This is a genomic window from Pantoea sp., from assembly GCF_028283705.1.
Lineage (GTDB): Bacteria > Pseudomonadota > Gammaproteobacteria > Enterobacterales > Enterobacteriaceae > Pantoea.
On sequence record NZ_JAPWKD010000011.1, the window covers coordinates 381,296 to 403,481 of the forward strand.

General features: G+C 54.9%; 19 protein-coding genes. 9 read left to right on the forward strand and 10 right to left on the reverse strand.

Annotated features, from left to right (window positions below):
- Positions 1 to 106 precede the first annotated feature (106 nt).
- The 6 genes from PW844_RS08735 (at position 107) to PW844_RS08760 (ending at position 5,371) form a co-directional block, all read left to right on the forward strand.
- Positions 107 to 943 (forward strand): transporter substrate-binding domain-containing protein, encoded by an 837-nt coding sequence (locus tag PW844_RS08735; protein ID WP_084881162.1) that lies wholly within the window; start codon positions 107 to 109, stop codon positions 941 to 943.
- Positions 944 to 992: 49 nt separating this feature from the next.
- On the forward strand, positions 993 to 1,730 hold the full coding sequence (locus PW844_RS08740) for an amino acid ABC transporter permease (RefSeq protein WP_299450397.1): 738 nt from the start codon (positions 993 to 995) through the stop codon (positions 1,728 to 1,730).
- The gene (locus PW844_RS08745) at positions 1,727 to 2,371 is read left to right on the forward strand and encodes an amino acid ABC transporter permease (RefSeq protein WP_299450399.1); all 645 of its coding nucleotides are present in this window, start codon (positions 1,727 to 1,729) and stop codon (positions 2,369 to 2,371) included. Before PW844_RS08740 ends, PW844_RS08745 begins: the two co-directional genes overlap by 4 nt.
- Positions 2,368 to 3,105: an amino acid ABC transporter ATP-binding protein gene (locus PW844_RS08750; RefSeq protein ID WP_299450402.1), complete on the forward strand. Its 738-nt coding sequence runs from the start codon at positions 2,368 to 2,370 to the stop codon at positions 3,103 to 3,105. Before PW844_RS08745 ends, PW844_RS08750 begins: the two co-directional genes overlap by 4 nt.
- An 11-nt stretch (positions 3,106 to 3,116) precedes the next feature.
- Entirely contained in the window at positions 3,117 to 4,388 is a 1,272-nt protein-coding gene (locus PW844_RS08755) for an alanine racemase (protein ID WP_299450405.1), read from the forward strand.
- 131 nt (positions 4,389 to 4,519) lie between these two features.
- Positions 4,520 to 5,371, forward strand: coding sequence for an aldo/keto reductase (locus PW844_RS08760; protein WP_299450408.1), 852 nt, complete (start codon positions 4,520 to 4,522; stop codon positions 5,369 to 5,371).
- 44 nt (positions 5,372 to 5,415) lie between these two features.
- On the opposite strand, the gene PW844_RS08765 is transcribed toward PW844_RS08760, so the two are convergent.
- Complete coding sequence (locus PW844_RS08765; protein WP_299450410.1) at positions 5,416 to 6,249, reverse strand: SDR family oxidoreductase; 834 nt, start codon at positions 6,247 to 6,249, stop codon at positions 5,416 to 5,418.
- A 130-nt stretch (positions 6,250 to 6,379) separates the two neighbouring features.
- Here PW844_RS08765 and PW844_RS08770 point away from each other — a divergent pair, with 130 nt between their 5' ends.
- The gene (locus PW844_RS08770; protein WP_299450413.1) at positions 6,380 to 7,312 is read left to right on the forward strand and encodes a LysR family transcriptional regulator; all 933 of its coding nucleotides are present in this window, start codon (positions 6,380 to 6,382) and stop codon (positions 7,310 to 7,312) included.
- Here PW844_RS08770 and PW844_RS08775 read toward each other — a convergent pair.
- Both PW844_RS08775 and PW844_RS08780 read right to left on the reverse strand, forming a co-directional pair.
- Positions 7,304 to 7,999: an aspartate/glutamate racemase family protein gene (locus PW844_RS08775; protein ID WP_299450416.1), complete on the reverse strand. Its 696-nt coding sequence runs from the start codon at positions 7,997 to 7,999 to the stop codon at positions 7,304 to 7,306. The two genes, PW844_RS08770 and PW844_RS08775, sit on opposite strands and share 9 nt — an antisense overlap.
- Entirely contained in the window at positions 7,996 to 10,047 is a 2,052-nt protein-coding gene (locus PW844_RS08780) for an FUSC family protein (RefSeq protein ID WP_299450419.1), read from the reverse strand. Before PW844_RS08780 ends, PW844_RS08775 begins: the two co-directional genes overlap by 4 nt.
- A 264-nt stretch (positions 10,048 to 10,311) precedes the next feature.
- Between PW844_RS08780 and PW844_RS08785 the strand changes: the two genes are divergently transcribed.
- Positions 10,312 to 11,268 carry a sulfonate ABC transporter substrate-binding protein gene (locus PW844_RS08785; protein ID WP_299450422.1) on the forward strand — a complete coding sequence of 319 codons (957 nt, stop codon included), beginning with the start codon at positions 10,312 to 10,314 and terminating at the stop codon, positions 11,266 to 11,268.
- A gap of 80 nt (positions 11,269 to 11,348) precedes the next feature.
- On the opposite strand, the gene PW844_RS08790 is transcribed toward PW844_RS08785, so the two are convergent.
- The 7 genes from PW844_RS08790 to PW844_RS08820 form a co-directional block, all read right to left on the reverse strand.
- Positions 11,349 to 12,557 carry an acyl-CoA dehydrogenase family protein gene (locus PW844_RS08790; RefSeq protein WP_299450424.1) on the reverse strand — a complete coding sequence of 403 codons (1,209 nt, stop codon included), beginning with the start codon at positions 12,555 to 12,557 and terminating at the stop codon, positions 11,349 to 11,351.
- A 3-nt stretch (positions 12,558 to 12,560) separates the two neighbouring features.
- Positions 12,561 to 13,994 carry an MFS transporter gene (locus tag PW844_RS08795; protein ID WP_299450426.1) on the reverse strand — a complete coding sequence of 478 codons (1,434 nt, stop codon included), beginning with the start codon at positions 13,992 to 13,994 and terminating at the stop codon, positions 12,561 to 12,563.
- Positions 13,995 to 14,169: 175 nt separating this feature from the next.
- The gene (locus tag PW844_RS08800) at positions 14,170 to 15,045 is read right to left on the reverse strand and encodes a MetQ/NlpA family ABC transporter substrate-binding protein (protein ID WP_299450429.1); all 876 of its coding nucleotides are present in this window, start codon (positions 15,043 to 15,045) and stop codon (positions 14,170 to 14,172) included.
- Positions 15,042 to 15,740 (reverse strand): methionine ABC transporter permease, encoded by a 699-nt coding sequence (locus PW844_RS08805; RefSeq protein WP_299450431.1) that lies wholly within the window; start codon positions 15,738 to 15,740, stop codon positions 15,042 to 15,044. Before PW844_RS08805 ends, PW844_RS08800 begins: the two co-directional genes overlap by 4 nt.
- A complete protein-coding gene (locus tag PW844_RS08810) occupies positions 15,737 to 16,756 on the reverse strand; it encodes a methionine ABC transporter ATP-binding protein (protein WP_299450433.1) in 1,020 nt (339 codons plus the stop codon). Before PW844_RS08810 ends, PW844_RS08805 begins: the two co-directional genes overlap by 4 nt.
- A complete protein-coding gene (locus PW844_RS08815; protein ID WP_299450436.1) occupies positions 16,753 to 18,144 on the reverse strand; it encodes an LLM class flavin-dependent oxidoreductase in 1,392 nt (463 codons plus the stop codon). The genes PW844_RS08810 and PW844_RS08815 overlap by 4 nt, the downstream gene beginning before the upstream one ends.
- Before the next feature lie 77 nt (positions 18,145 to 18,221).
- A complete protein-coding gene (locus PW844_RS08820) occupies positions 18,222 to 19,628 on the reverse strand; it encodes an FAD/NAD(P)-binding protein (RefSeq protein WP_299450439.1) in 1,407 nt (468 codons plus the stop codon).
- 293 nt (positions 19,629 to 19,921) lie between these two features.
- On the opposite strand from PW844_RS08820, the gene PW844_RS08825 reads away from it, so the two are divergent.
- Complete coding sequence (locus tag PW844_RS08825) at positions 19,922 to 21,856, forward strand: sigma-54-dependent Fis family transcriptional regulator (RefSeq protein ID WP_299450442.1); 1,935 nt, start codon at positions 19,922 to 19,924, stop codon at positions 21,854 to 21,856.
- Positions 21,857 to 22,186: the final 330 nt, after the last annotated feature.

Consider the following 22,186-nt stretch of genomic DNA (forward strand, 5'->3'; position numbering starts at 1 on the left):
CACCTCACCAACAACAGTCTGAATTTTTATTTTGCCCACACCAGGGTGTGTCGTTAATAAGTCATGTTTTTTCATGTTGTCTCCATTAAATAAGAGAGCATAAAAAATGAATGCAATTTCGTTGAAGATGAGCGCCAGAATGGTCGCAGGTGCGCTGGTTATGCTGGCCGTGGCTGGCTGTACTCCCACCGAGGAGAAAAAAGAGGCGGGTGCGGCACCACAATCCGCGCTGCAAACCGTATTACAACGCGGCACCCTGCGCGTCGGTGACTGTCTGAGCTTCGCACCTTTCGGCTTTTACGATAAGGACGGCAATCCTGATGGCTATGACGTCGATTTAGCCAAAGCGCTGGCGAAAGAGATGGGCGTCAAGCTGGAAATGGTCAATACCACCAGCGCCAACCGCATCCCCAACCTGCAAACCAATAAAGTGGACGTGGTGTTCTGCAACTTCACCCGCAATCTGGAACGCGCCAAAGAGATCGGGTTCACCAACCCGTATGTGGTAGCGAGTGAAGCGATGCTGGTACGCAAAGAGAGTGGCATCAAATCCGCCCACGACATGGCCGGTAAAACCATCGCGACCGTCAAAGGTTCAACCAACGGTGACGAAGTACGCAGCATGGGTATCGACGTGAAAATCCAGGAATACGACTCTTCACAGGCAGCGATTCTCGCCGTGAAACAGGGCCAGGCCGATGCGATGATCGAGGATAACAACTTCCTTGCGTATCAGGCCAAGCTCGATCCGACGCTGACCGTCACCAACGAAGCGCTGGTGCCGCTGGAATACAACGCCTTTGGGGTGAAACAAGGCGATCAGGTATGGCTCAATTATCTGAACGAATTCCTGTTTGAAATCAATGCTTCCGGTGAGAATGCCACGCTGTACCAGAAATGGTTTGGCAGCAAACCGCGTTACCCGCTGAACCCGCAATTCTGATTGTCTGCGGCGCAGCGCTGCATGCTGCGCCGTCAGAAGGAGTAGGCCCATGAGTTATCAATGGTTAACCCTGTGGAATTATGGCGAAACTTTTCTGGCCGCCGCCTGGCTGACCCTCCAGGTCACCCTGCTGGCTTTTGCGCTGGCCGTGGCGCTGGGGCTGGTGGCAGCACTGGCGAAAGCCTCTCCACTGGCACCGGTGCGCTGGGTAAGTCACTGTTATGTTGAATTTATCCGTAATACGCCCGTCCTGCTGCAAATCTTTATTATCTTTTTCGGGCTGCCCTCTCTCGGCATCACCATGAGCGCCTTTACCGCCGGTGTGCTGGCGCTGGGTATCAACGTTGGTGCGTATCTGTCGGAGACTTTTCGCGCCGGGATTCAGTCCGTGCCGAAAGGACAGCTGGAGGCGGCGTGGATTCTGGGTATTCCGCGTCGTCAGGTGTTTCTCAGCGTAGTGCTGCCCCAGGCCGCGCGCGCTGTATGGCCAGCGATTATCAATAACCTGATTCAGTTGCTACTCGGCACGTCGTTACTATCGGCAATTGCCTTGCCAGAACTGACCGGCACAGCAACGGTGATCAACGCCCGTACCCTGCTCTATATCCAGACTTTCAGCGTAGTGACGGTGGTGTATTTGCTGCTCAGCAACCTGTTTTCCTGGCTCGGCAATCTGGCAGGACGACGGATGTTTCATCCGCCGCTGGTGACCCAGGTAAAAAAGTCCGCCTGGTGGTGGGCAAGAAAATGGCTGACTAACCCACTGAAACGGGAGAACGCGCTATGAGCGACCTGATCATCAGTTCTTTACCGCTGCTGTTAAAAGGGCTGGGTATCACCCTGCTCCTGTCGGTGGCAGCGATTGTTGGCAGCACCTTACTTGGTCTGCTCGCGGCCGTGCTGCGAACCAGCCGATTACCGGTCGCGCGCCAGGTTGCCGTGCTGTATACCGAGCTGTTCCGTGGCACACCGGTGCTGATCACCCTGATGTTTATTTACTTTGGCGTGGCGTATTTCGGCTATGAAATTAACCTGTTTGCCGCCGGAATTCTCGGCCTGAGCATTTATCAGGGCGCGTATATTGCCGAAGTTTTTCGTGCCGGGATCGAAGCCGTGCCGAAAGGACAATGGGAAGTGTCATGGATCCTCGGCCTGTCGAAACGCCAGACCTTTCTTAGCGTGGTCCTGCCGCAGACGCGCGGCATCGTGCTACCGCCACTGGTAGGCCAGTACCTTTCCCTGATTAAAGACACCTCAATTGTCAGCATGATCGGCATGTCGGAACTGATGCATCAAGGTCAGGCGATTGTTGACCGCATCGGCCAGCCGGTAGTGGTGTATGGCCTGGTGGCCGTGCTGTACTTCGTTGTGTGCTTTCCACTTTCCCGTTGGGTTCAACATCATCAAACCAGGAGCCAGTTATCATGAGCAAATCCGCCATTACGCTGAGCCGTATTACTAAATCCTTTGGTGCCACCCAGGTGCTGAAAGAGATCAGCCTTGACGTCTCGCCCGGCGAAGTGCTGGTGTTGATTGGTGCATCAGGTTCGGGGAAAAGTACCGTGCTGCGCATTATGAGCGGGCTGGAAACTGCCGACGGTGGCGAGATCTGGGTCAATCAGGTGCCATTGCACGATCGCAAACGCAGCCGGGAAATCTGTGGTCATGTTGGCATGGTGTTCCAGCAGTTCAATCTGTTTCCGCATAAAACGGCGCTGGGTAACGTGACGCTGGCGTTGATCAAAGCGCAGAAACTCTCCGCAGCGGAAGCCGATAAACGCGGCATGGCGGCACTGACGCGCGTCGGTCTGGCTGAGCGCGCACATCACTATCCAGCGCAGCTGTCCGGTGGACAGCAACAACGCGTGGCAATTGCCCGTGCGCTGGCGGTTGAACCTAAAATTATGTTTTTTGATGAAGCCACGTCAGCTCTCGACCCGGAGTTAGTGGGCGAGGTGATGGAAGTGATGCGCAGCCTGGCACGTGAAGGCATGACCATGGTGGTGGTGACCCACGAGATGGGTTTTGCCCGCAAAACGGCTGACCGCGTGGTATTTATGGACCAGGGCGTGATTGCCGAACAGGGATCGCCAGAGCAGATTTTCGTCCATCCACAAAACCCGCGCACGCAGCAGTTTTTATCACGCGTACTTGAACATTGATCGGGGGCGTTATGTCGATTCAATTTCCGCTGGTAGCGGATGGCAAGCTGGATGCACAACAACACGCACCGCGATTCAAATCGGTCGCCGGTGCGGGTGACGCGCCGCTGCCGATTGGCACCGCCGTGCTCAGCAGTGAACAGGTGTTTTCACCGTTGCTGCTGATGAAGCAATCGGCGCTGGAAAACAATCTGCGCCAGTTGGCTGATTTCTGCCGTGAACAGGGCGTGATGCTGGCGGCACATGGCAAAACGTCAATGTCGCCCGCCATTCTGCGCCGCGCCATTACCGAGGGGGGAGCCTGGGGACTCAGTGCCGCCACCCCGGCACAGGTACGCGCGCTGCGTCAGTTTGGTATTCGCAACGTCTTTCTCGCCAATCAGCTGGTCGATCCTGCCGGTATCCGCTGGATGGGTGAATGGCAAAAACAGCATCCCGACCACGGTTTTCTCTGCTACGTAGATTCACTACAAGGAGTACGCTTGCTGGAACAGCACCTCGGTGACAGCCAGATTGCGGTACTGCTGGAGATGTCGGTCAGTGGCGGGCGCACTGGTTGCCGTACCCAGGCAACTGCACTGGAGATTGCGACAGCAATCGCTGCCAGCCCTGCCCTGCAACTGGTGGGTGTCGCGGGCTATGAGGGCGCATTGGGGGCGGGTCGCGATAGCGCCGGTATCGCCCGGGTACATGACTATTGTCAGATGCTGATCGCCACTGCCGCACGGCTGGCGGAAAAACGGCTGTTCGCGAGCGACCACATTATTCTCAGCGCCGGTGGCGGAGCCTGGTTTGATGTAGTCACCGCCTGTTTTACCGAAGCGCAGCTGCCATTCCCCGTTACCCCGCTGATTCGTTCCGGTGCTTATATGGCGCACGATAACGGGTTATATGCGCGTATCAATCCCTTCTCGCAACCGGGTGCCACGCATCACTTTAATGCCGCGCTGGAGATCTGGGGTCGTGTGTTATCACGCCCGGAGCCGGGACTGGCATTTGTGGATTTCGGCCGCCGCGATGTGCCGTTCGATCAGGATTTGCCGAACCCGATGTGGGTACGTGATGCCGATGGCAGTGCACCTCGTGCGGCTGGCGCGATGCGTATCAGCGAAGTGAACGATCAACATGCGTATTTGCTGCTGCCGGAAGCAGACGAATTAAAGGTGGGTGACTGGGTTGGTTGTGGGATTTCGCATCCCTGCACCGCTTTCGATAAATGGCGCTATCTGCCGCTGGTGGATGATGATTATTGCGTCACAGATTCACTGGAAACAGCATTCTGAGTCATATGTCGCCAATGGCGGCCCTTGATTTATGAACGCCATTTATAGGGGCTAACGACCGAAAAAAGTCTATTCCGCCGCCCACCAGGCGCTATGCTTTTTAGTTCTCCATCGTCACAGGAAAGATAAAAATGCAAAGCGTCCTGTTAAATAACGGCGTCAGTATGCCGATGCTGGGATTCGGCGTTTACCAGATTACCGACCCGGCAGAGTGTGAAAAATCAGTGCTGGATGCCATTGAGGTCGGCTATCGTCTCATCGACACCGCAGCTGCCTATCTGAATGAAACCCAGGTCGGAAACGCTATCCGCCGAAGTGGGATCAAACGTGAAGAACTGTTTATCACCACCAAGCTGTGGTTGCAGGACACCAGCTACGAAGGGGCTAAAGCCCAGTTCGAACGTTCTCTTAACCGCCTCCAGCTTGATTACGTAGATTTGTATTTAATCCACCAGCCGTATGGCGATGTGCATGGTGCCTGGCGCGCGATGGAAGAATTAACCACGCAGGGAAAAATCCGCGCCATCGGCGTGAGCAATTTCCACCCGGACCGGCTGGCAGACCTCATCGCCTATAACCGTATCATTCCGGCAGTGAATCAGATCGAGGTCAACCCCTTTCACCAGCAGCTGCATCCTGTTGCGTGGATGCAAAGCCGCCAGATGCAACCGCAGGCATGGGCACCTTTCGCCGAAGGACGTAATAATCTGTTCGAAAATCCCCTGCTCACCGATATCGGTAAGCGTTATGGCAAATCGGTCGGACAAGTGATTCTGCGCTGGTTATGGCAACGCGGCGTGGTGTCGCTGGCGAAATCCGTGCGCAAACAACGGATGCAGGAAAACTTTTCCATCGAAGATTTCGCGCTCAATGCGGAAGAGATGCTGTTGATTACCGCAATGGATAGCGGCACCAGCGCCTTCTTCTCGCACCGCGATCCCGCTCGCGTTGAGGCGATCACCAAACACAAGCTGGATATTTAAGCCACGCAACTCTGGCCACACCGGGTGGCCAGAGATTCACCTCATTAACCCGGTGTTTGCAATTTTCCTGCGCGCATCGCCGCAATCACACCGCCATCAATCAGTAAATCGCTGCCAGTAACAAATCCGGCATCCGGACCCAGCAGGAAAGACGCCGCAACAGCAATTTCCTCTGGGGGAGCCATACGTTTCACCGGAGAGGCATCGACCATTGCGCGATAGATATCGCCAATTTCGGAGTTGAGTTCATGTTGCGCCAGCGGTGTCACAACCACCCCTGGGCTTATCGAGTTAACCCGTGCACCCTTCTCACCCCAGCTGATAGCCGATGCCTGCACACGAAGATGATTGGCGCGCTTCGCCATCATGTAAGCTACCAGGGTATTCGGGATAGCATCCTGTTGCAGGAAAGGTAAATCCAGCAATTCGTCAGCTGGCGTAAAGGCTAACGCCTGATCCTGTTCCGCTGACAGCGCGGGCATCATATGGCCCGCCATGCTGGAGATAATCAGGCCTGCCCCACCTGGAGCGATAACGTTTTCAAACTCATCAAACACCAGCGCAGCACCGTAGAGATCAACCTCAAGAACTTTGTCTACCGGGGCCATATTCGGTGACAGACCGGCAGTATTGACCACCTGCATCACATTACCCAGTGAAGTCGCGTAAGCAGCCAGCCGTTGTACCGAGTCGCGCGATGTCACGTCAACATCCTGCGTCTCGACGCGGTATCCCGCCGCCAGGAGCTGCTCAGCAGCCTGTTGCAGCGTCTGAGCATTGAAATCGGCCAGCAGCAGCGTTTTGCCAAATCCCTGACGGCGTGCAATCGCCTGACCAATGCCACCCGCACCAATTATTACCACGATATCTTTCGTCATATTGACCTCTCAATAGTTCGTCATAAGGGATTGCCGCCCTGCGGTTCAATCAATGAGCGAAAGTCTATACGCGGGTGATTCAGGTGATAATATGCTTAATAGTTAATGAACTTATATCTGAGATTTATAAATGCTTCGAGATGAGCTGGGCGATCTGGCCGCATTTTTAGTGGTGGCTGAAGAAAAAAGCTTTACGCGCGCAGCGGCAAGGCTGGGTACCTCGCAACCATCACTGAGCCAGACCGTACGACGCCTGGAGGAACGCCTCGGTGTGCGTCTGTTGATTCGAACCACACGCAATGTTGCCGTAACGGAAGCCGGTGAACAGCTGGTAAATACTCTGCGGCCGGCGTTTAGCGATATCGACAATCGATTACAGGCGCTAAGTCAGTTTCGCGATAAACCCGCCGGAACGGTTCGTATCACGGCGGGACAGCACGCAGCAGACACCCTGATCTGGCCCGCCATCAACGAGGTACTGCATACCTACCCTGACATTAAAGTTGAACTATCGCTGGACTCCGCCCTGACAGACATCGTCAGTGAACGTTTTGATGCCGGTATTCGCCTCGGCGAGCAGGTGGAACAGGATATGATCGCCTCGCGTATTGGCCCCGAGTTGCGCCTGGCGGTGGTGGGAACACCCGACTATTTCGCCAGGCATGGCGTTCCTGCATCGCCGCATGATTTAACCCATCATTCCTGTATCAATATCCGCTTGCCCAGTTCAGGTGGCATCTATGTGTGGGAATTTAATCAGGGGGAACGCGAACTCAACGTACGCGTTGATGGGCAATTTATTGTCAATAATATCGTCGCAACGCTGAAAGCTGCCGAGGCCGGGCTGGGATTAGCTATGGTGATGGAAGATATGGTGCAAGCCCAGCTAGAGGCTGGCTCGCTGGTGCGGGTGCTGGAAGCCTGGTGCGAACCTTTTGCCGGTTATCACATTTATTACCCCAGCCGTCGCCTGCTTTCTCCGGCGTTTCAGGTATTTTTACAGACCTTACGCCAGAGAAATGAGGCAGCAGAAAAGCAGCGCAGGGAAAAACGCTTACGCTGAAAGCGCCAGCTTCACCGCATCCTGCGCATGAATCAGCGTGGTATCGAACAACGGCACTGTCGCATCTTCCGGTTTGACCAGCAGGGTGATTTCGGTACAACCGAGAATGATAGCTTCAGCGCCATCAGCCACCAGCTGCGCGATAATCTCGCGATACTGCGCCCGCGATTCATCGCGAATCACACCGAGACACAATTCCTGATAGATGATGTCGTGTACCACTTTGCGTTGCGCAGCGGCGGGCACCAGTACCTCGATGCCGTACTGCTGTTGCAGGCGACCTTTATAGAAATCCTGTTCCATAGTGAATGCTGTTGCCAGCAACCCCACGCGTTTTACCCCTGAGTGACGAATACGCTCCGCCGTGGCGTCAGCAATGTGCAGCAGTGGAATCTGCACAGCCTCCGTGATCTGATGAGCCACTTTATGCATGGTATTGGTACAAAGCACGATGAAATCTGCCCCACCCTGCTCCAGACTGACGGCGGCAGCGGCCAGCATCTCTCCGGCTTTTTCCCATTCTCCGGCCATCTGCATTTTCTCGATTTCCTGAAAATCGACGCTATACATCAGGCTACGCGCAGAGTGCAATCCACCCAGTTGCTGCTTCACCTGCTCATTGATAATGCGGTAATACAGCGCGGTTGATTCCCAGCTCATCCCACCAATCAGACCGATCAGTTTCATTGTGCGTCCTTTGTTTTGTCCGGCCATCGTGCCGTCGGAAATAACGATAACCGAATATTAAATAAATGGAACAGCGGGACAAACAGAGCGCGATCCTGTAACGCCCCCGCCTCCAGTCCCAGCAACAAACGGTTCAGCTCAAGCAACAATGCCGCTTGCGGCTGGGTTTGCAGCGACTTCAGACGCTGTTTCAGGAACAGACTCAGCTCGTGAAACATCGCTCCACTATCAATGTTATGCGCTGCCAGTAAGGTCTGATGACGTGTATAGAAGTCATAGCAATTAGCTCCCAGCCAGGCTTCAGCAATCAGGTTTCCCCCCGCCACCAGGTCCGGCACCGGATCAACGCGTTTACGTGGCAGGATCACATTCACCTTATCCAGCGTGCGTGCCACAAATTGCTGACGCATCGACAGGGTTACGCCATTAAGCCGCATCGCCGAAAGAAATTGCAGCAGCTCGCGGATACCTTTCCGCATCGCGCGTTTCGCCGTCCACGATGGCCGTTTATTACGGATCAAGGCGGTAATCACCACCCCAAAGACGATACCCAGCATGGTCGAGAGCACAGCGTTCACTATAAGCAGCAAATCCGGTTTGAAGTGATGGCTCATGCCGATAAAGCCAGGTATCTGTGTCGCGACGATCAGGCCAATCAGGTTAGTCGAAGGATTGGCGATCACCAAACCCAGCGCCAGCAAGCCCGGAGCCAGACAAATGATCAGCGCTTCAAAGGTGATGGCCTGTGGGATAAGAAACACGATGTACATCAGACTAATGGCTACCGCAATGATCACCCCTTTGAGGAACAACTTCATGGGGGCGATCGGGCTATCCATTCCGGCAAAGAATGAACACAGCACCGCCGCCATCATCGGCGCGGTCGAACCATCCACCCAGCCACTGCCGATCCAGAACAGACAGGTGGCAAAAGTGGCGATAAACGCGGTAAAGGATGAGAGCAGCAACAAACCTTTGTCGATATGCCGATGGGTACGTGCCACGGTTTTTCCGGGTTTCACCGTTGGTGTCCACTCACTCACACGCTCGCTGACGCTGTGGTAAGCATGGGCGATACGCACAAAGTTCAGCAACCGTTCCAGCAATCCGAGCAATAAAATGCTCTCCTCGCTGTTCAACCTACCCTCTTCCCATGCCTGCTTCAGTTGATCCTGCGCCGCCACCAGATTGGCATGCACCGGTTGATCGTCATCACCATTCAGCCACAGCAGGAATTGCTGAAACGCCTGCGCAACATACTCGGGGAAAAGAATGTTCTGTTGTGCCAGCAGGTTAAGCCGCGACTCAATGGCTGTCAGGGTCGGAATCAGATAAGAGAGATGCTGATATTGCACGCTGACCAGACGCACCAGACGACGCGCGGAGTCTCCTTCATAGACACAATGGGTAATCAGCGTTTCCACATTCAGCGGGTAGTTCGCCATCTGAATCAGGATGCCTTCCCGTTCAACCGTCTTCTCGGCTGGCATCGCGGTTACCAGCTCACGGCACAGATTGCGTGCGTTCTGATACCACTGGCTGACGCTCTGCTCCAGCAGATGACGCATCGACACCGGCATAATCAGGCGATGTACCAGGCTGCTGCACACAATCGCCACAGTGATTTCTTCAATACGTGAGATGACGGTGTAAGTAATCGACGCCGGTGACGTCACATCGGGGAACCCCATGATGGCTGCGCTATATCCCGCCAGCATAAATACATAACTTTTCGGCGTGCGGTCGTGCAACGACAGATAGAGGCAGACCGCCACCCACAGCGAGATTGCGAGGCTGAATAGTATCGGGTCCTGCACCGTAGCCGGGTAGATCAGCAGCGTGAACAGACCACCCAACAGCGTACCAAAGAAACGGAAGATCGATTTCGACACCGTTGAAGCGGAGTAGAGCTGGGAAGCAACGTACACTGTAGTCAGCGACCAGGCCGGTTTATCGAGATTGAGTTCCAGAGCAATGTAAAAAGCCAGAAAGGCAGCAAGACAGGTTTTGGCAGAAAACAGCACTGCGCTTTGAGAAAACCACTTCATAAAGCTTAAAAGACCTTGAGCAGGCAGGGAGGAACTCTATCCTGGCAGAAGCCTCTGTGGTTGGCATTTTGATTTGTTATACAAATTATTACCGTGCTAATTATATGGGCATCTATGGAAATTCCGCGCGACGTTTTTCTCACTTTACTGATTACAGTGAATGTGAACAAATCAGCAAATAAAGTTATAAGCGATCAAAAATCGTTATTTATTGGTTATATATGCGCTTTGCTATGGTGGTGAAAAAACCACGAGAGAACAACGATGAAACGTAAAACGCATGTATTAAGCACGCTGGCGTTAAGCCTTGGGCTGCTTTCCGCACACAGCTTCGCGGCGAATCCGCAAACCGTCACTATCGGTTATCAGAAAGCCAATATCTTCGCGCTGCTGAAGTACCGTGGCTCGCTGGATGACACCTTTAAAAAAGAAGGGATTAACGTTCACTGGGTCGAATTTCCTGCCGGACCACAAATGCTGGAAGGACTGAACGTCGGCAGTATCGACCTCGCCGCTACCGGGGATGCGCCACCAGCCTTCGCTCAGGCGGCTAAAGCGGATTTGGTCTACCTCGCGCATTCACCGGCTAATCCGAAAACGGAAGCAATCGTGGTACCCAACGATTCACCGATCAAAAGCGTGGCCGATCTCAAAGGCAAACGCGTTGGTCTGAATAAAGGCTCGGACGTCAATTATCTGCTGGTGAAAGCGCTGGAAGAAGCCGGGCTAAGCTACAAAGATATCAAACCGGTTTATCTGCCTCCCGCCGATGCCCGTGCTGCGTTCCAGAAAGGTGCGATTGATGCCTGGGTGATCTGGGATCCGTTCCTCGCCGAAGTGGAAGCGCATACCGGCGCACGTCAGGTGCGCAATGCCGAAGGCCTGGTGCCACATTACACCTTCTATCTCGCCAGTCGTCATTTTGCGGAAACGTACCCACAAGCGGCGCAACAGGTGGTAGATGAGCTGAGTAAGCTTAGCGACTGGGCTAACCAGCACCAGGATGATGCCGCTGCGATTCTGTCAAAATCAACCGGGCTGGATAAAGCTATCTGGCAAACCACGCTGGCACGCCTGCCCTATGGCGCGCAACGCATGACACCGCAGGTATTTTCTGAACAGCAGGCTCTGGCGGATAGTTTTACCCGTGTCGGCCTGCTGCCGGTGAAGGTGGACGTACGCAGCGCAACCTGGTCGCTGGATAAAAAAGCAACCCAATAATTTGCACATACCTTAGCTGCGCAATTTATCGCGCGGTATTTTCCAACACTGCGCGCGGAATTGCGTGATAAATCACGCCGCTACACCCCGCCGATTTGCCAGATGGCTGTCGGTGGTGTGCCATTCACCTTCCAGTCGCCAATATCGCGTGCTTTGTAGATCACCGGATTGTGGGAAGCCACGGTACGGGCGTTACGCCAGTGGCGGTCCAGCGCTTTGCTCAGACGGGTATCGGACGCCCCCAGCGCATTGAACAATTCTGTCGCGGCACGGGGCACCAGTTCACTGGCAATCACCTGCGCCTGTCCGGCTTCGGCTTCCGCCTCGGCATTGACGGCGTTGATGTAATCCTCATCAGCGCTGATATGCGCTTCATATGCTGATTGCAGTGAATGTGCCGCGCGGATCACCGTCGCCTCCACGGCAAAGGCCAGGCTGGTCACTTCACCGACCACCTGCAACACCTGCACATCCTGACGTGACGCGCTGCCGTTGCTGTGGCTGTAAATCCGCTGGCGAGCCGCCACCCCCTGTGTCGCATCCCGCGCGGCCGCACGGGCAATACCGGCCAGCGTCGCCAGCAATACATGTTGATAGAACGCGGTTTGATAGCGGAAGCGCTCGGCAAAATCGAACACATGCTGCTGCTCAACATAAGCGTTCTCAAAACGCGTGGTGCCGCTGCCGGTTAAGCGCTGCCCGAAACCATCCCAGTCATCTTCACGACTCACGCCGGGTTGATGGGCGCTGACCAGGGCAATCACATCGCCCTGGTTGTCATTGCGCCGTGCATAGACATCAATCCAGTCGGCAAACAGGGTACCGGTGCTGTAAAACTTCTCGCCGTTGAGCGTCCAGCCTTTTTCATCCGGCGTGACGCGGGTAACAACATCACCCAGTTTAACCGTGCCAATTTCCGTCCACCCGCTGCCCACCAGCTCGCCATCGATAAAACGGCGGAACCAGCCATCACGTTCCTGACTATCCGGCTGATTCAGTCGATCTTCGACAAAGGCAAAATGTGCGCGCAGCGCCTGTGGCAGATTGGAATCCGCTTCGGCCAGTTCGGTCAGCAACTGGAACAGCTGCGGGAGTGATGCCCCCCAGCCACCTTTTTCACGTGGGATACGTACCGTGCCAAAACCCGCCTCTTTCAACCATTGCAGGGGGTCATCCGGTAGCGTGCGGTGACGTTCGCGGTCGGCAGCACCCGTCGCGATGCGGGCAAACACCGGGCGGAAATGGGCGGCAAGCTGGGTGTAATCAGTGCCTGTGGCAAGTAAGGTCATGGTTTACTCCTGAGGGGAAAGGTCATCGATATCGTGACGGGTTGGCTCATGGCGCACCGCCAGCAGAAAGAAGATCGGGATAAGCGCGCTGAGTGACACCACCCAGAACATGTTGGTACCGAGCGCCGATTGCAGCATCGGCAGAATAAACAGCGCGAGAGCGCTACCAATGCCAGACAACGCGCGACTGAAGCCAACGCCGGTAGCACGAATCGATGTGGGATAAGACAACGCCGGATAGACCATCAACTGCGCCCCCGGACCAAAACCTTCGGCAAACAGCCACAGACCCAACATCAGCACGGCAAACACGATGCCCGTAACCGCCTCGGGATGACCAATCAACGCCAGCGCAATCAGGGCGAGGAATTGCAGGGCAAATCCAGCGATCGCCACATGACGCGACGGATACTTCCACGCCAGACGCATGCCCAGCAGGCCGCCGGTGAAGGCGAACAACGCATTCAGGCCGAGCGAGGCCGAAATGGTTTCAAATACGCCTGCGCCGAGAAATTGCGCCAGAATCGACGGCAGGAAGAAAGCAATCGCGGTGTATTCAAACGAGATGCAGATGTTCATCACCCCAGCTACGATGGTGCGTTCACGCCACGGTTTTTCAAACAATACGCGGAAACTCACTTTTGGCGCGGCTGATGCCGGAGGCGCTTCCGGTTCCGCTTCATGGGCATGGATGCCGTAAGAATCACGCAGGATACGTACCGCCGATTTCAGGTCACCCTGATTGGCCGCCCACAGTGGGGATTCGTTCATAAATTTGCTGCGCACCGCAATGATCAGCAAGGCAGGTACTGCGCCAAACAACAGCGAAGCACGCCACAGCCAGTCGAGGTGTTCTTTCGGTAACAGGAAATAGAGGCCGAAGATCAGCAGGAAGCAAAGTGTCGACGCGGCATACCACATCGGACACCAGGCGGCGAGCCGGGCCGCTTTGTTGCCTTTCCCGGCGAATTTGGAAAATTCAGCCAGGTACGACATCGCCACGGGCAAATCAATCCCCACGCCAATGCCCATCAGGAAGCGCGCACCTATCAGTACCCAGACATTGGGTGCCAGCCCGGCAGCAATGGCCGACACCACGAAGAACAGCATGTCAGCCATAAATACCGAGTAGCGGCCATATTTATCGGTCAGCCAGCCGCCAATCAGGTTACCGACGATAGTCCCGACCATGATCGATGAGGTCACCAGCCCGGTAATAAAAGGAGAGATCTGGAATTCACGCACCACGTCATCGATACCGTATGAAAGCGTAGTGAGGTCATAGGCGTCGAGGAAGACGCCACCAAGCGCAAGAAACACAATCATGCGGGCATAGTTGTTTTTCTCACTGCGGGTGTTGATCAGCCGCGCGACATCGCTGACCGAACGAACCGGCTCTGAAACCGGCAAGGTGTTTTCTAAAGGGATGGTACTCATAACGCCTCACGATGTTTTTAGTTATGCAGGTGAGGTTGTTATAGGCGTTAAATCCAGCGATGCAAAACAACAAATATGGATATTAATTTGTTATATATCAATAACATAAACAAATAAAAAACACAAAAACCCGGTCACGCTTCGCGTGTCCGGGTAAGTCGGCTAAAATGTGGGTTTAGTCAGCGGATACCGGCACCAAAACACCTTTTACCAGTGGATCATTGGTAGTTTTTAACCATTGCTGTAAGCGGGGGTCAGAAAACGCTTTTTTCAGCTTTTCGATATTCTCCTGCGACAGATACGGCGTGCCGATCACCAGCTGTGAGGCAAAAGTCCGTGGTGCGGGCGGGAACAAAATCCCTTTGTCGCGTGGCACTTTACCGGCATCAAACTGCGATACATAACCAATTGCGGCGTCAACGGAGTTCAGCGCACGCGGCATCGTCAGCAAATCCAGCTCTTTGAACACAAAATTATGCGGATTGCCGGTGATGTTTTTCAGTTTCGCCGTACGGGGCTCGACATTCGGGTCGAGAGTGATCAACCCCTGGCGTGCCAACAGCCACAGCGCCTGCCCCTGGTTCGCCCCATCATCCGGCACCACAATGGTGGCACCCTGTGGCAAGTCTTCTACCGAGCGATAACGATCCGAATAGATACCAAATGCCCACTGGAACAGCGGCAGCGCAGGCGTCAGGGCAAAATTATTCGCATCCACCACCTGCTTCAGCCACCATTGGTGCTGGTAAACCGTGGCGGCGTATTGTCCCTCGGCCACTGCCCGATCGGCCTGTACCGGGTCCTGAACCCCTACCGCCTCCAGCTTCAAACCATAATCTGGCGCGATATGGTCGTTCACAAACTCAATCAGCTTCTGCTCGCCCGCCATCGCCGGTTCATAGTGAATTTTTAACGTGGAGCCAAACACTACTGCTTGTGGTTGCTGGCTACGCCAGAACCATGTCGCCGCCGCGCCAGCAATGACCACTATAATCAGTAGCAGCCACGGCCAGCGGCGGGTTTTACGTAACTCAAATTCCTGTGTTGTCATAGCGATGTCCCCTGAGGATGGCGTAATGCGGTAACCAGGCGGTCACCGAGAAATTGAATCGTTTGAATAAAGGAGATCAGCACCACGATGGTGGCAATCATGATGTGGTTATCAAAACGCTGGTAGCCGTACACCACCGCCAGATAGCCAATCCCGCCTGCGCCGATGGTGCCGGCAATCGCGGAATACTCGATCATGGAAATCAGGTTGAGGGTGATGGCGGCGACGATGGCTGGCAGGGCTTCGCTCAGCTGCGCCTGGCGAATGATTTGCCAGCGCGAACCACCGCATACCAGGCCCACGGCCGTCACTTCTCCCGGCAATTCACGCAGCGCGTTATCCACCAGGCGACCAAAAAATGGCATACCCGCCGCGATCATCGGCACCACCGCCGCCGGAATGCCGATGGTGGTGCCAGTGAGCCAGAAGGTGAACGGGATAATCGCTGCCATCAGTACCAGAAAAGGCAACGAACGCCCCATATTGACGATCCAGCTCAGTACCCGATTTACACCACGATGGGGAAACAGCCCCCGCGCGGAGGTGTTAAACAGCACCACCCCTACAACCCCGCCGCAGGTTACGACAAACAATATCACGATACCGACCATTAACGCGGTTTCACCGATGGCAGGCAGCATCAGCGCCGGGATCTCGTTCCACGGGGTATCCTGACTCATCACCGAGACGCTCATACCGCCTCCTTCAACATCGTTACACCCGCGACCACGCTGGCACTCAACCCCAGCTGTTCCAGCTGGTTGAGTAGATGCGACAGCGACACACGCTCACGCTGGAAATGCACACCAACCTGCAATCGTCCCAGCTGCAGGCCATTAACCTGCTCAACGTGCGCCCCCAACAGATCGATACGCAGCCCGAATTGCTGACTCAACCGCGATATCCAGTCGCTGACGACCGGCACATCGGTGCGATAGCTGAGCTGCAGTACCAGTTCTGACAACGCGGGCTGTGGAGCCAGCGGCAACAACTGCTGTGCCAGGTGTGAATCAGGCTGCGCCAGCAATTGTTTCACCACGCCGTAATGCACAATCTGACCGTCACGAATCTCCGCGACGGCGTCTGCCGCACGGCGCACCGCGTCCATCTCATGGGTGATTAATACGATTGCCAGACGATATTCATCACGTAGCTTGCGCAGCAGGTCGAGAATGGTGACGGTGGCTTCCGGGTCAAGGCCGGATGTCGCTTCATCGGCCAGTAATACCGAGGGACGCAGCGCCAGCGCACGGGCGATACCAATGCGCTGACGCTGCCCACCGGAAAGCTGCCCGGGAAAAGCGCAGGCTTTATGACTCAGTCCGACGTTTTCCAGCAATTCCCCTACCCGTGCGGCGATATCACGTTCAACCACCCCGAGATAACGCAGTGGCAGCGCGACGTTTTCCCACGCTGATTTACGCTGCAATAATGCGGAAGACTGAAAGACTGTCCCTATGGCACGTCGTTCACACCGCAGCACCTCACCACTCAGACGTGAAAGATCGTGACCATTAACGCGGATGCTACCCGCACTCGGCTGTTCCAACAGGCTGATGCATTTCGCCAGCGTCGATTTCCCTGCGCCACTCGGCCCGACCACCGCCGTGATGTTGCCGGGCTGGACTTCAAGGTTGATCGATCTCAGTACCTCGGTCACCCGGCCATCGGGGGCACGATAGTGCTTACTCAGCGCGTCGATTTCGATCATATGACCTCCTGCGGTACAGACTGCACGCGGTAACCGGCCCCGGGATGCGGTGCCTGCAACTGTGGCCCCGCAGCGAACAATTTTTCACGCAGCGTGCCGCTGGCGTAGTCCTGCTTATATACACCACGTTTTTGCAGCTCAGGGATCAGCAGCTCCACCGCGTCCTCGAAGGTTTCGTGAGTCAGCGCATACGCCAGGTTAAAGCCATCGACGTCAGTTTCTTCCACCCAGCTTTGCAGTTCATCGGCTACTGTTACCGCACTGCCGACCAGTAATGGGCCAAAGCCACCAATGCCAACCCACTCCGCCAGCGCGGCAACCGTCCACTGGCGATTGGGGTCAGCCGTTGAGAAAGTTTCAACCGCCGACTGGATGGCGTTGGTGTGCAGATACTTCAGCACCTGATCCGGTTGGTACTGACCGAAGTCGATACCGGTCCAACCTGATACCAGCGCCAGCGCACCTTCGTAGCTCACCCAATTTTTGTATTCCTGCCATTTCGCCTGCGCCGCTTTATCGGTTTCACCGACAATCACCGTTTGCAGGTTAAAGATCAGAATGCTGCGCGGATCGCGCCCCGCTTCTGCCACGCGACGACGAATGTCCGCCACGGTTTTCTTCAGTAGCACTTTGGAGGGTGCAGCCACGAATACGCATTCAGCGTGTTCCGCCGCAAACTGCTTGCCCCGGCTGGAAGCCCCTGCCTGATACAATACCGGCGTGCGTTGTGGAGAGGGTTCGCAAAGGTGAATGCCCGGCACGCTAAAGAAGGTGCCCTGGTGGTTGATAGGATGAATTTTGCGTGGGTCGCTGAAGATACGCCGTTCACGGTCACGCAGCACCGCGTCCGCTTCCCAGCTGCCTTCCAGCAGTTTATAAACAACCTGCAAATACTCGTCGGCATAGTCGTAACGGCTGTCGTGATCGGTTTGCGCTTTATGACCGATATTGCGCGCGCCACTCTCCAGGTACGACGTGACAATATTCCAGCCGATACGCCCTTTGGTCAGATGATCGAGTGTCGAGAGACGGCGGGCAAACGGATAAGGGTGTTCAAACGACAACGATGCCGTCAGCCCAAACCCCAGATGCTCGGTCACCAGCGCCATCGGCGTAATCAACGCCAGCGGATCGTTCACTGGAACCTGTGTCGCCTGGCGAATGGCCGCATCGCCATTACCGTTAAGGACATCGTAAACACCCAGCACATCGGCGATAAACAGCCCATCGAATTTTCCGCGCTCCAGCAGGCGGGCTAAATCGACCCAATATTCCAGGTCTTTATATTGCCAGGAACGGTCACGCGGGTGCGCCCACAGGCCCGGCGACTGATGTCCGACACAGTTCATATCAAAAGCATTCAGGCGAATTTCACGTTGCGATGGCATAGCAATCTCCATAGCGAGGCCGTGATCGCTGTGCGACCCGGCGTTCGTCAGTTAATTTTTTGGGAAATGTTGGGGAATTAAGGGGCGAAAGGGGGACATCGCTCCGCGTGAGTGGGTGGCAGCGATGCCAGAATCTGGCGTGCGACGTCGGCGGCATGATCAGCCACCTGCGGCAAGCCCATCAGCTCACCAAAGCGCGCGCGGGCTGCCGGGCCGACAACGAACAACCCGGCGTTCGGCTGGCCGGATTGCGTCAGCGTATGGGAGTGGCGATCGACATCAATACCAAATCCCAGCGCATCGGCGCGAATGATGCCCTGTTGACTGAGCGACTTTAGCAACGGCTGGCTGGCGGTCAATGCCTCATGGCCGGGGCCGGTCGTGACAATCAGATGATCGAGTTGATGATTTTCCGTCACGCCATGGCGCGTATGCAGCTGAATTGTCAGTTGCTTGTCGCTGGCATCGATCCTGATCAGGCGTGCGGCTAACACGCGCAGGCTGCCCACCTGCTGGCGTTCGGTTATAGCCGCCGCCACCTGTGGCGCGATGCGGTAACGATGGACATCCCACCATGAACGCAGATGACGCACAAAACGTTGCTGTTCGCCTGGCGGCAAGGACTGCCAGATATCCTGTCCCTGCACGCGCACCTCATCCAGCACGCGCTGCCACGGCAATTGTTGTTCGGCGGCGCGTGCTACTTCCGCACGGATATGGTGTAGCCACTGCCGTACGCTCGGTTGCTGCTGCGGAGCAAGCGTCCACTCCGGCCAGTCTCCGCTCAGATTGGCACGCGACAGTTGCCCACGACGTGAGAACGCCAGCAACGGCCCGTGATGCTGACGCGTTGCCAGCGATGCCACCACATCCGCCATACTCAGGCCGGTACCGATAATCGCGACCGAGGCATTCACGGCAATGTTATCCAGCACTCCCGGTAGCCAGGGATTGGCAATCAATGCCGGATGTGCCGCAAAAGGGAGTAAGGCGCGAGGCAGTGCCGGTGGCGGATGGCTGATCGCCAATGCCAGCACATCGCCTTGTAGTGCTTCCCCGTTGCTCAGCAGCAGTCGCTCTCCTTCCCAGGCGATGGCGCTGGCCTGAATGTGCTGCAATACCACCTGTGGATGTTGTAAGCCTGCTTGCGCAAATTGCTCCGCCAGATAGCGACCAAACATCCCACGTTGTGGGTAAACCGCGCCATCAGCGCAATGCGCTACTGAATCCAGTGAACATTCAGGTTGCTGACGATACCAGCGGTCGAAAGCGCCCTGCTCGTCACCGCTCAGTTGCATACGCGCAGCGGGTACGTTGATGCGATGCGCAGGCTCCCGGGTCGAATAAGCCACGCCAGCGCCGAGGCTGTCTCTTGGTTCAACCACTGTCACGCGCAGGGGCGTCGTCGCAGTTCGGGCAAGATGAATCGCAAGCGCCGTACCACTGAACCCGCCTCCAACGATAATCACATGCGGTGTCTGCATCGCCTTGTCCCCATTGCCTGTATGCATTTCCTATATAACTTTATTAAAAAATGAACATTCGGGTGCATTTATTTAGTTATATAGACCATAGCGAAAATCATGCCAGCTTCGCAATTTCGATAAATTACCATTTATCAGTAGGTTATTGTCTGGTGCTGCTATCTGGCCTGTTGCAATCGCAACCGTGCCACAACAGCATTTGTTGCATTTGCAACTCGTTATGCTTTTTTCCTGCTGTTCACAGTGAACGTGCCTGGTTAGCGTGTGGTGATGCTTCACTAAGGATACACACCATGCTGACAACCTATGCTGATTTCAATGATTCACCCCGTCTGGTTGATCCCGCATCACGCGCTTTCCAGTCGTTGCTTGATAAGTTTGCGCCGACTGATGCTACGGTGCTGATCGTCGGCGAGACCGGTACCGGAAAAGAAGTGGTTGCGCGCTATCTGCATCATAACAGCGCACGCCGTCATGGCCCTTTTCTCGCCGTCAACTGCGGCGCATTAGCTGAGAGCCTTGCCGAGGCAGAATTATTTGGGCATGAGAAAGGCGCGTTTACCGGCGCGACCCAGGCGCATCCGGGCTGGTTTGAATCAGCTCAGGGTGGCACACTGCTGCTGGATGAGATTGGCGAACTCAGTTTGCCATTGCAGGTTAAACTTCTGCGCGTATTGCAGGAACGCGAGTTTACGCGTGTCGGTTCGCGTAAACCCATCAAAGTGGATGTCAGGGTAATTGCAGCCACACACGTTGACCTCGCCCAGGCAATTCGTGAACGTCGTTTCCGTGAGGATTTATTTTATCGTCTCAATATTGCTGTAGTCCCGTTACCCCCCTTGCGTCAGCGGCGCGAAGACATCCCGGTGTTGGCTCAGCATTTCCTTAACCTGTATTCACGACGCCTCGGTCGCCCGGCAAGGCGGTTGTCATCCGAGGCACTCGAAGCGTTACTCGAATACAGCTGGCCCGGCAATATCCGTGAACTCGAGAATACATTGCATAACGCGGTTTTGCTTAGCCGGGAGGAAATCCTTACTCCCGCACAACTGCGACTTGCCGGTTACAGTGAACGCCGCTTTGCTGATGTACGAGATTCGTCACTTGATAGCTTTTTACGTCAGCATTTAGCCAATGAACCACATCAGTTGTTTAACCGGGTGATCAATAGCCTGATCAATAGCGCACTTGAATTGACTGATAACAATCAGACCCAGGCCGCCACATTATTAGGTATTAGTCGCCATACCTTACGCACGCATTTGGCCAATCAGGGCGTGATTAAGGGCCGTCGCAAATCCTCTTCTGCTCCCCAGGCATCTTCCCTGATGTCTCCGCCTGGTGAGCGCGAACTTCGTATTGGTTACCAAAAATTTGGCAATCTTGGCGTGTTAAAAGCCCGCCAGAGCCTTGAACAGTGCTTTGCAAAGCAGGGAGTAAATGTACTTTGGAGTGAGTTCCCTGCAGGTCCCCAGTTGCTTTATGCCTTGCAGAACAATGAAATTGATTTTGGCACAACCGGGGAGGTTCCCCCGATCTTTGCACAATCCAGCGGTAATGTGGTGACTTACATCGCCTGGGAACCCCCTGCGCCGAGCAGCGTTGGCATCGTTGTCCCCAGCGAAAGCGACATCACCACACTGGCCGACTTGCGCGGTAAACGCATTTCTGTCAATAAAGGCTCCAATGTTCATTGGTTGTTGTTGCAGTTGCTGGATGAAGCGGGGATTGGTCTTGATGAGATAAAAGTGGTTTACGCTCCGCCAAAATATCCGTTAACCGTAAGCGATTATCTTGCTGTAGATGCCTGGATGATGTGGGACCCATTACTTAGCGCGGCAGAAAGTAACCCCACATTACGTATTATCGCCAATGGAGAAGGGCGCGTTCGGAATCATCAATTCTATCTGGCTCGCCGTGATTACGTGCAGCAGCACGATGACATTGTGCACCAGCTGGTGGAGGCCTTGCAGCAGACCGGGCAGTTTATCGATAGTCACAGACAGGAATCTGCCAAGCTGCTGTCCCAGGAATTGGGTCTCGAAATTCACTCGGTTGAGCGTGCTTTATCTCGTCGCAGTCACCAGACCCGAGCTATGGCTTTTGAAGTTATCAGAGAACAGCAGACGATTGCCGATCGTTTCTATGCGCTGGGTTTAATTAATAAACCGGTTCGGGTCAGAGATGCTGTCTGGCAATTCTCTTCTACATTACGTTTGCTGGCTTGACTTGAGGCTCATAGCAAATTGCTGTGTGATGAAAGTTATCCACTTTTTCTGTGGATAAATCGTTGCATATCATCTGGCTAATTTTGGCCAGTATTTATTATGGCGTCTCGACAGGGTGCATAAATGTGGCGATTTCACCCTGAAATCTTTTTCTAAAAATCATTAGATTCATAGGGATAGGAATGAAATCGGCGTGGCGAGCTTTATAATTTCCCGTCCAGTGCGGCTCCAGACAATCTTAATTTAATGGATTGTCGCCTTCACACCGGGATGGTTAATTTGCCGTCACCGGTTGTGTTCAATGATCGGAAGGATTGTCCGTGATGAGTG

Coding starts and splice junctions, on each gene's coding strand:
- PW844_RS08745 (WP_299450399.1), top strand. CDS start 1,727: ATGAGCGACCTGATCATCAGTTCTTTACCGCTGCTGTTAAAAGGGCTG.
- PW844_RS08815 (WP_299450436.1), bottom strand. CDS start 18,144: ATGCCATCGCAACGTGAAATTCGCCTGAATGCTTTTGATATGAACTGT.
- PW844_RS08735 (WP_084881162.1), top strand. CDS start 107: ATGAATGCAATTTCGTTGAAGATGAGCGCCAGAATGGTCGCAGGTGCG.
- PW844_RS08740 (WP_299450397.1), top strand. CDS start 993: ATGAGTTATCAATGGTTAACCCTGTGGAATTATGGCGAAACTTTTCTG.
- PW844_RS08770 (WP_299450413.1), top strand. CDS start 6,380: ATGCTTCGAGATGAGCTGGGCGATCTGGCCGCATTTTTAGTGGTGGCT.
- PW844_RS08760 (WP_299450408.1), top strand. CDS start 4,520: ATGCAAAGCGTCCTGTTAAATAACGGCGTCAGTATGCCGATGCTGGGA.
- PW844_RS08825 (WP_299450442.1), top strand. CDS start 19,922: ATGCTGACAACCTATGCTGATTTCAATGATTCACCCCGTCTGGTTGAT.
- PW844_RS08805 (WP_299450431.1), bottom strand. CDS start 15,740: ATGAGCGTCTCGGTGATGAGTCAGGATACCCCGTGGAACGAGATCCCG.
- PW844_RS08775 (WP_299450416.1), bottom strand. CDS start 7,999: ATGAAACTGATCGGTCTGATTGGTGGGATGAGCTGGGAATCAACCGCG.
- PW844_RS08800 (WP_299450429.1), bottom strand. CDS start 15,045: ATGACAACACAGGAATTTGAGTTACGTAAAACCCGCCGCTGGCCGTGG.
- PW844_RS08810 (WP_299450433.1), bottom strand. CDS start 16,756: ATGATCGAAATCGACGCGCTGAGTAAGCACTATCGTGCCCCCGATGGC.
- PW844_RS08795 (WP_299450426.1), bottom strand. CDS start 13,994: ATGAGTACCATCCCTTTAGAAAACACCTTGCCGGTTTCAGAGCCGGTT.
- PW844_RS08765 (WP_299450410.1), bottom strand. CDS start 6,249: ATGACGAAAGATATCGTGGTAATAATTGGTGCGGGTGGCATTGGTCAG.
- PW844_RS08750 (WP_299450402.1), top strand. CDS start 2,368: ATGAGCAAATCCGCCATTACGCTGAGCCGTATTACTAAATCCTTTGGT.
- PW844_RS08785 (WP_299450422.1), top strand. CDS start 10,312: ATGAAACGTAAAACGCATGTATTAAGCACGCTGGCGTTAAGCCTTGGG.
- PW844_RS08790 (WP_299450424.1), bottom strand. CDS start 12,557: ATGACCTTACTTGCCACAGGCACTGATTACACCCAGCTTGCCGCCCAT.
- PW844_RS08780 (WP_299450419.1), bottom strand. CDS start 10,047: ATGAAGTGGTTTTCTCAAAGCGCAGTGCTGTTTTCTGCCAAAACCTGT.
- PW844_RS08755 (WP_299450405.1), top strand. CDS start 3,117: ATGTCGATTCAATTTCCGCTGGTAGCGGATGGCAAGCTGGATGCACAA.
- PW844_RS08820 (WP_299450439.1), bottom strand. CDS start 19,628: ATGCAGACACCGCATGTGATTATCGTTGGAGGCGGGTTCAGTGGTACG.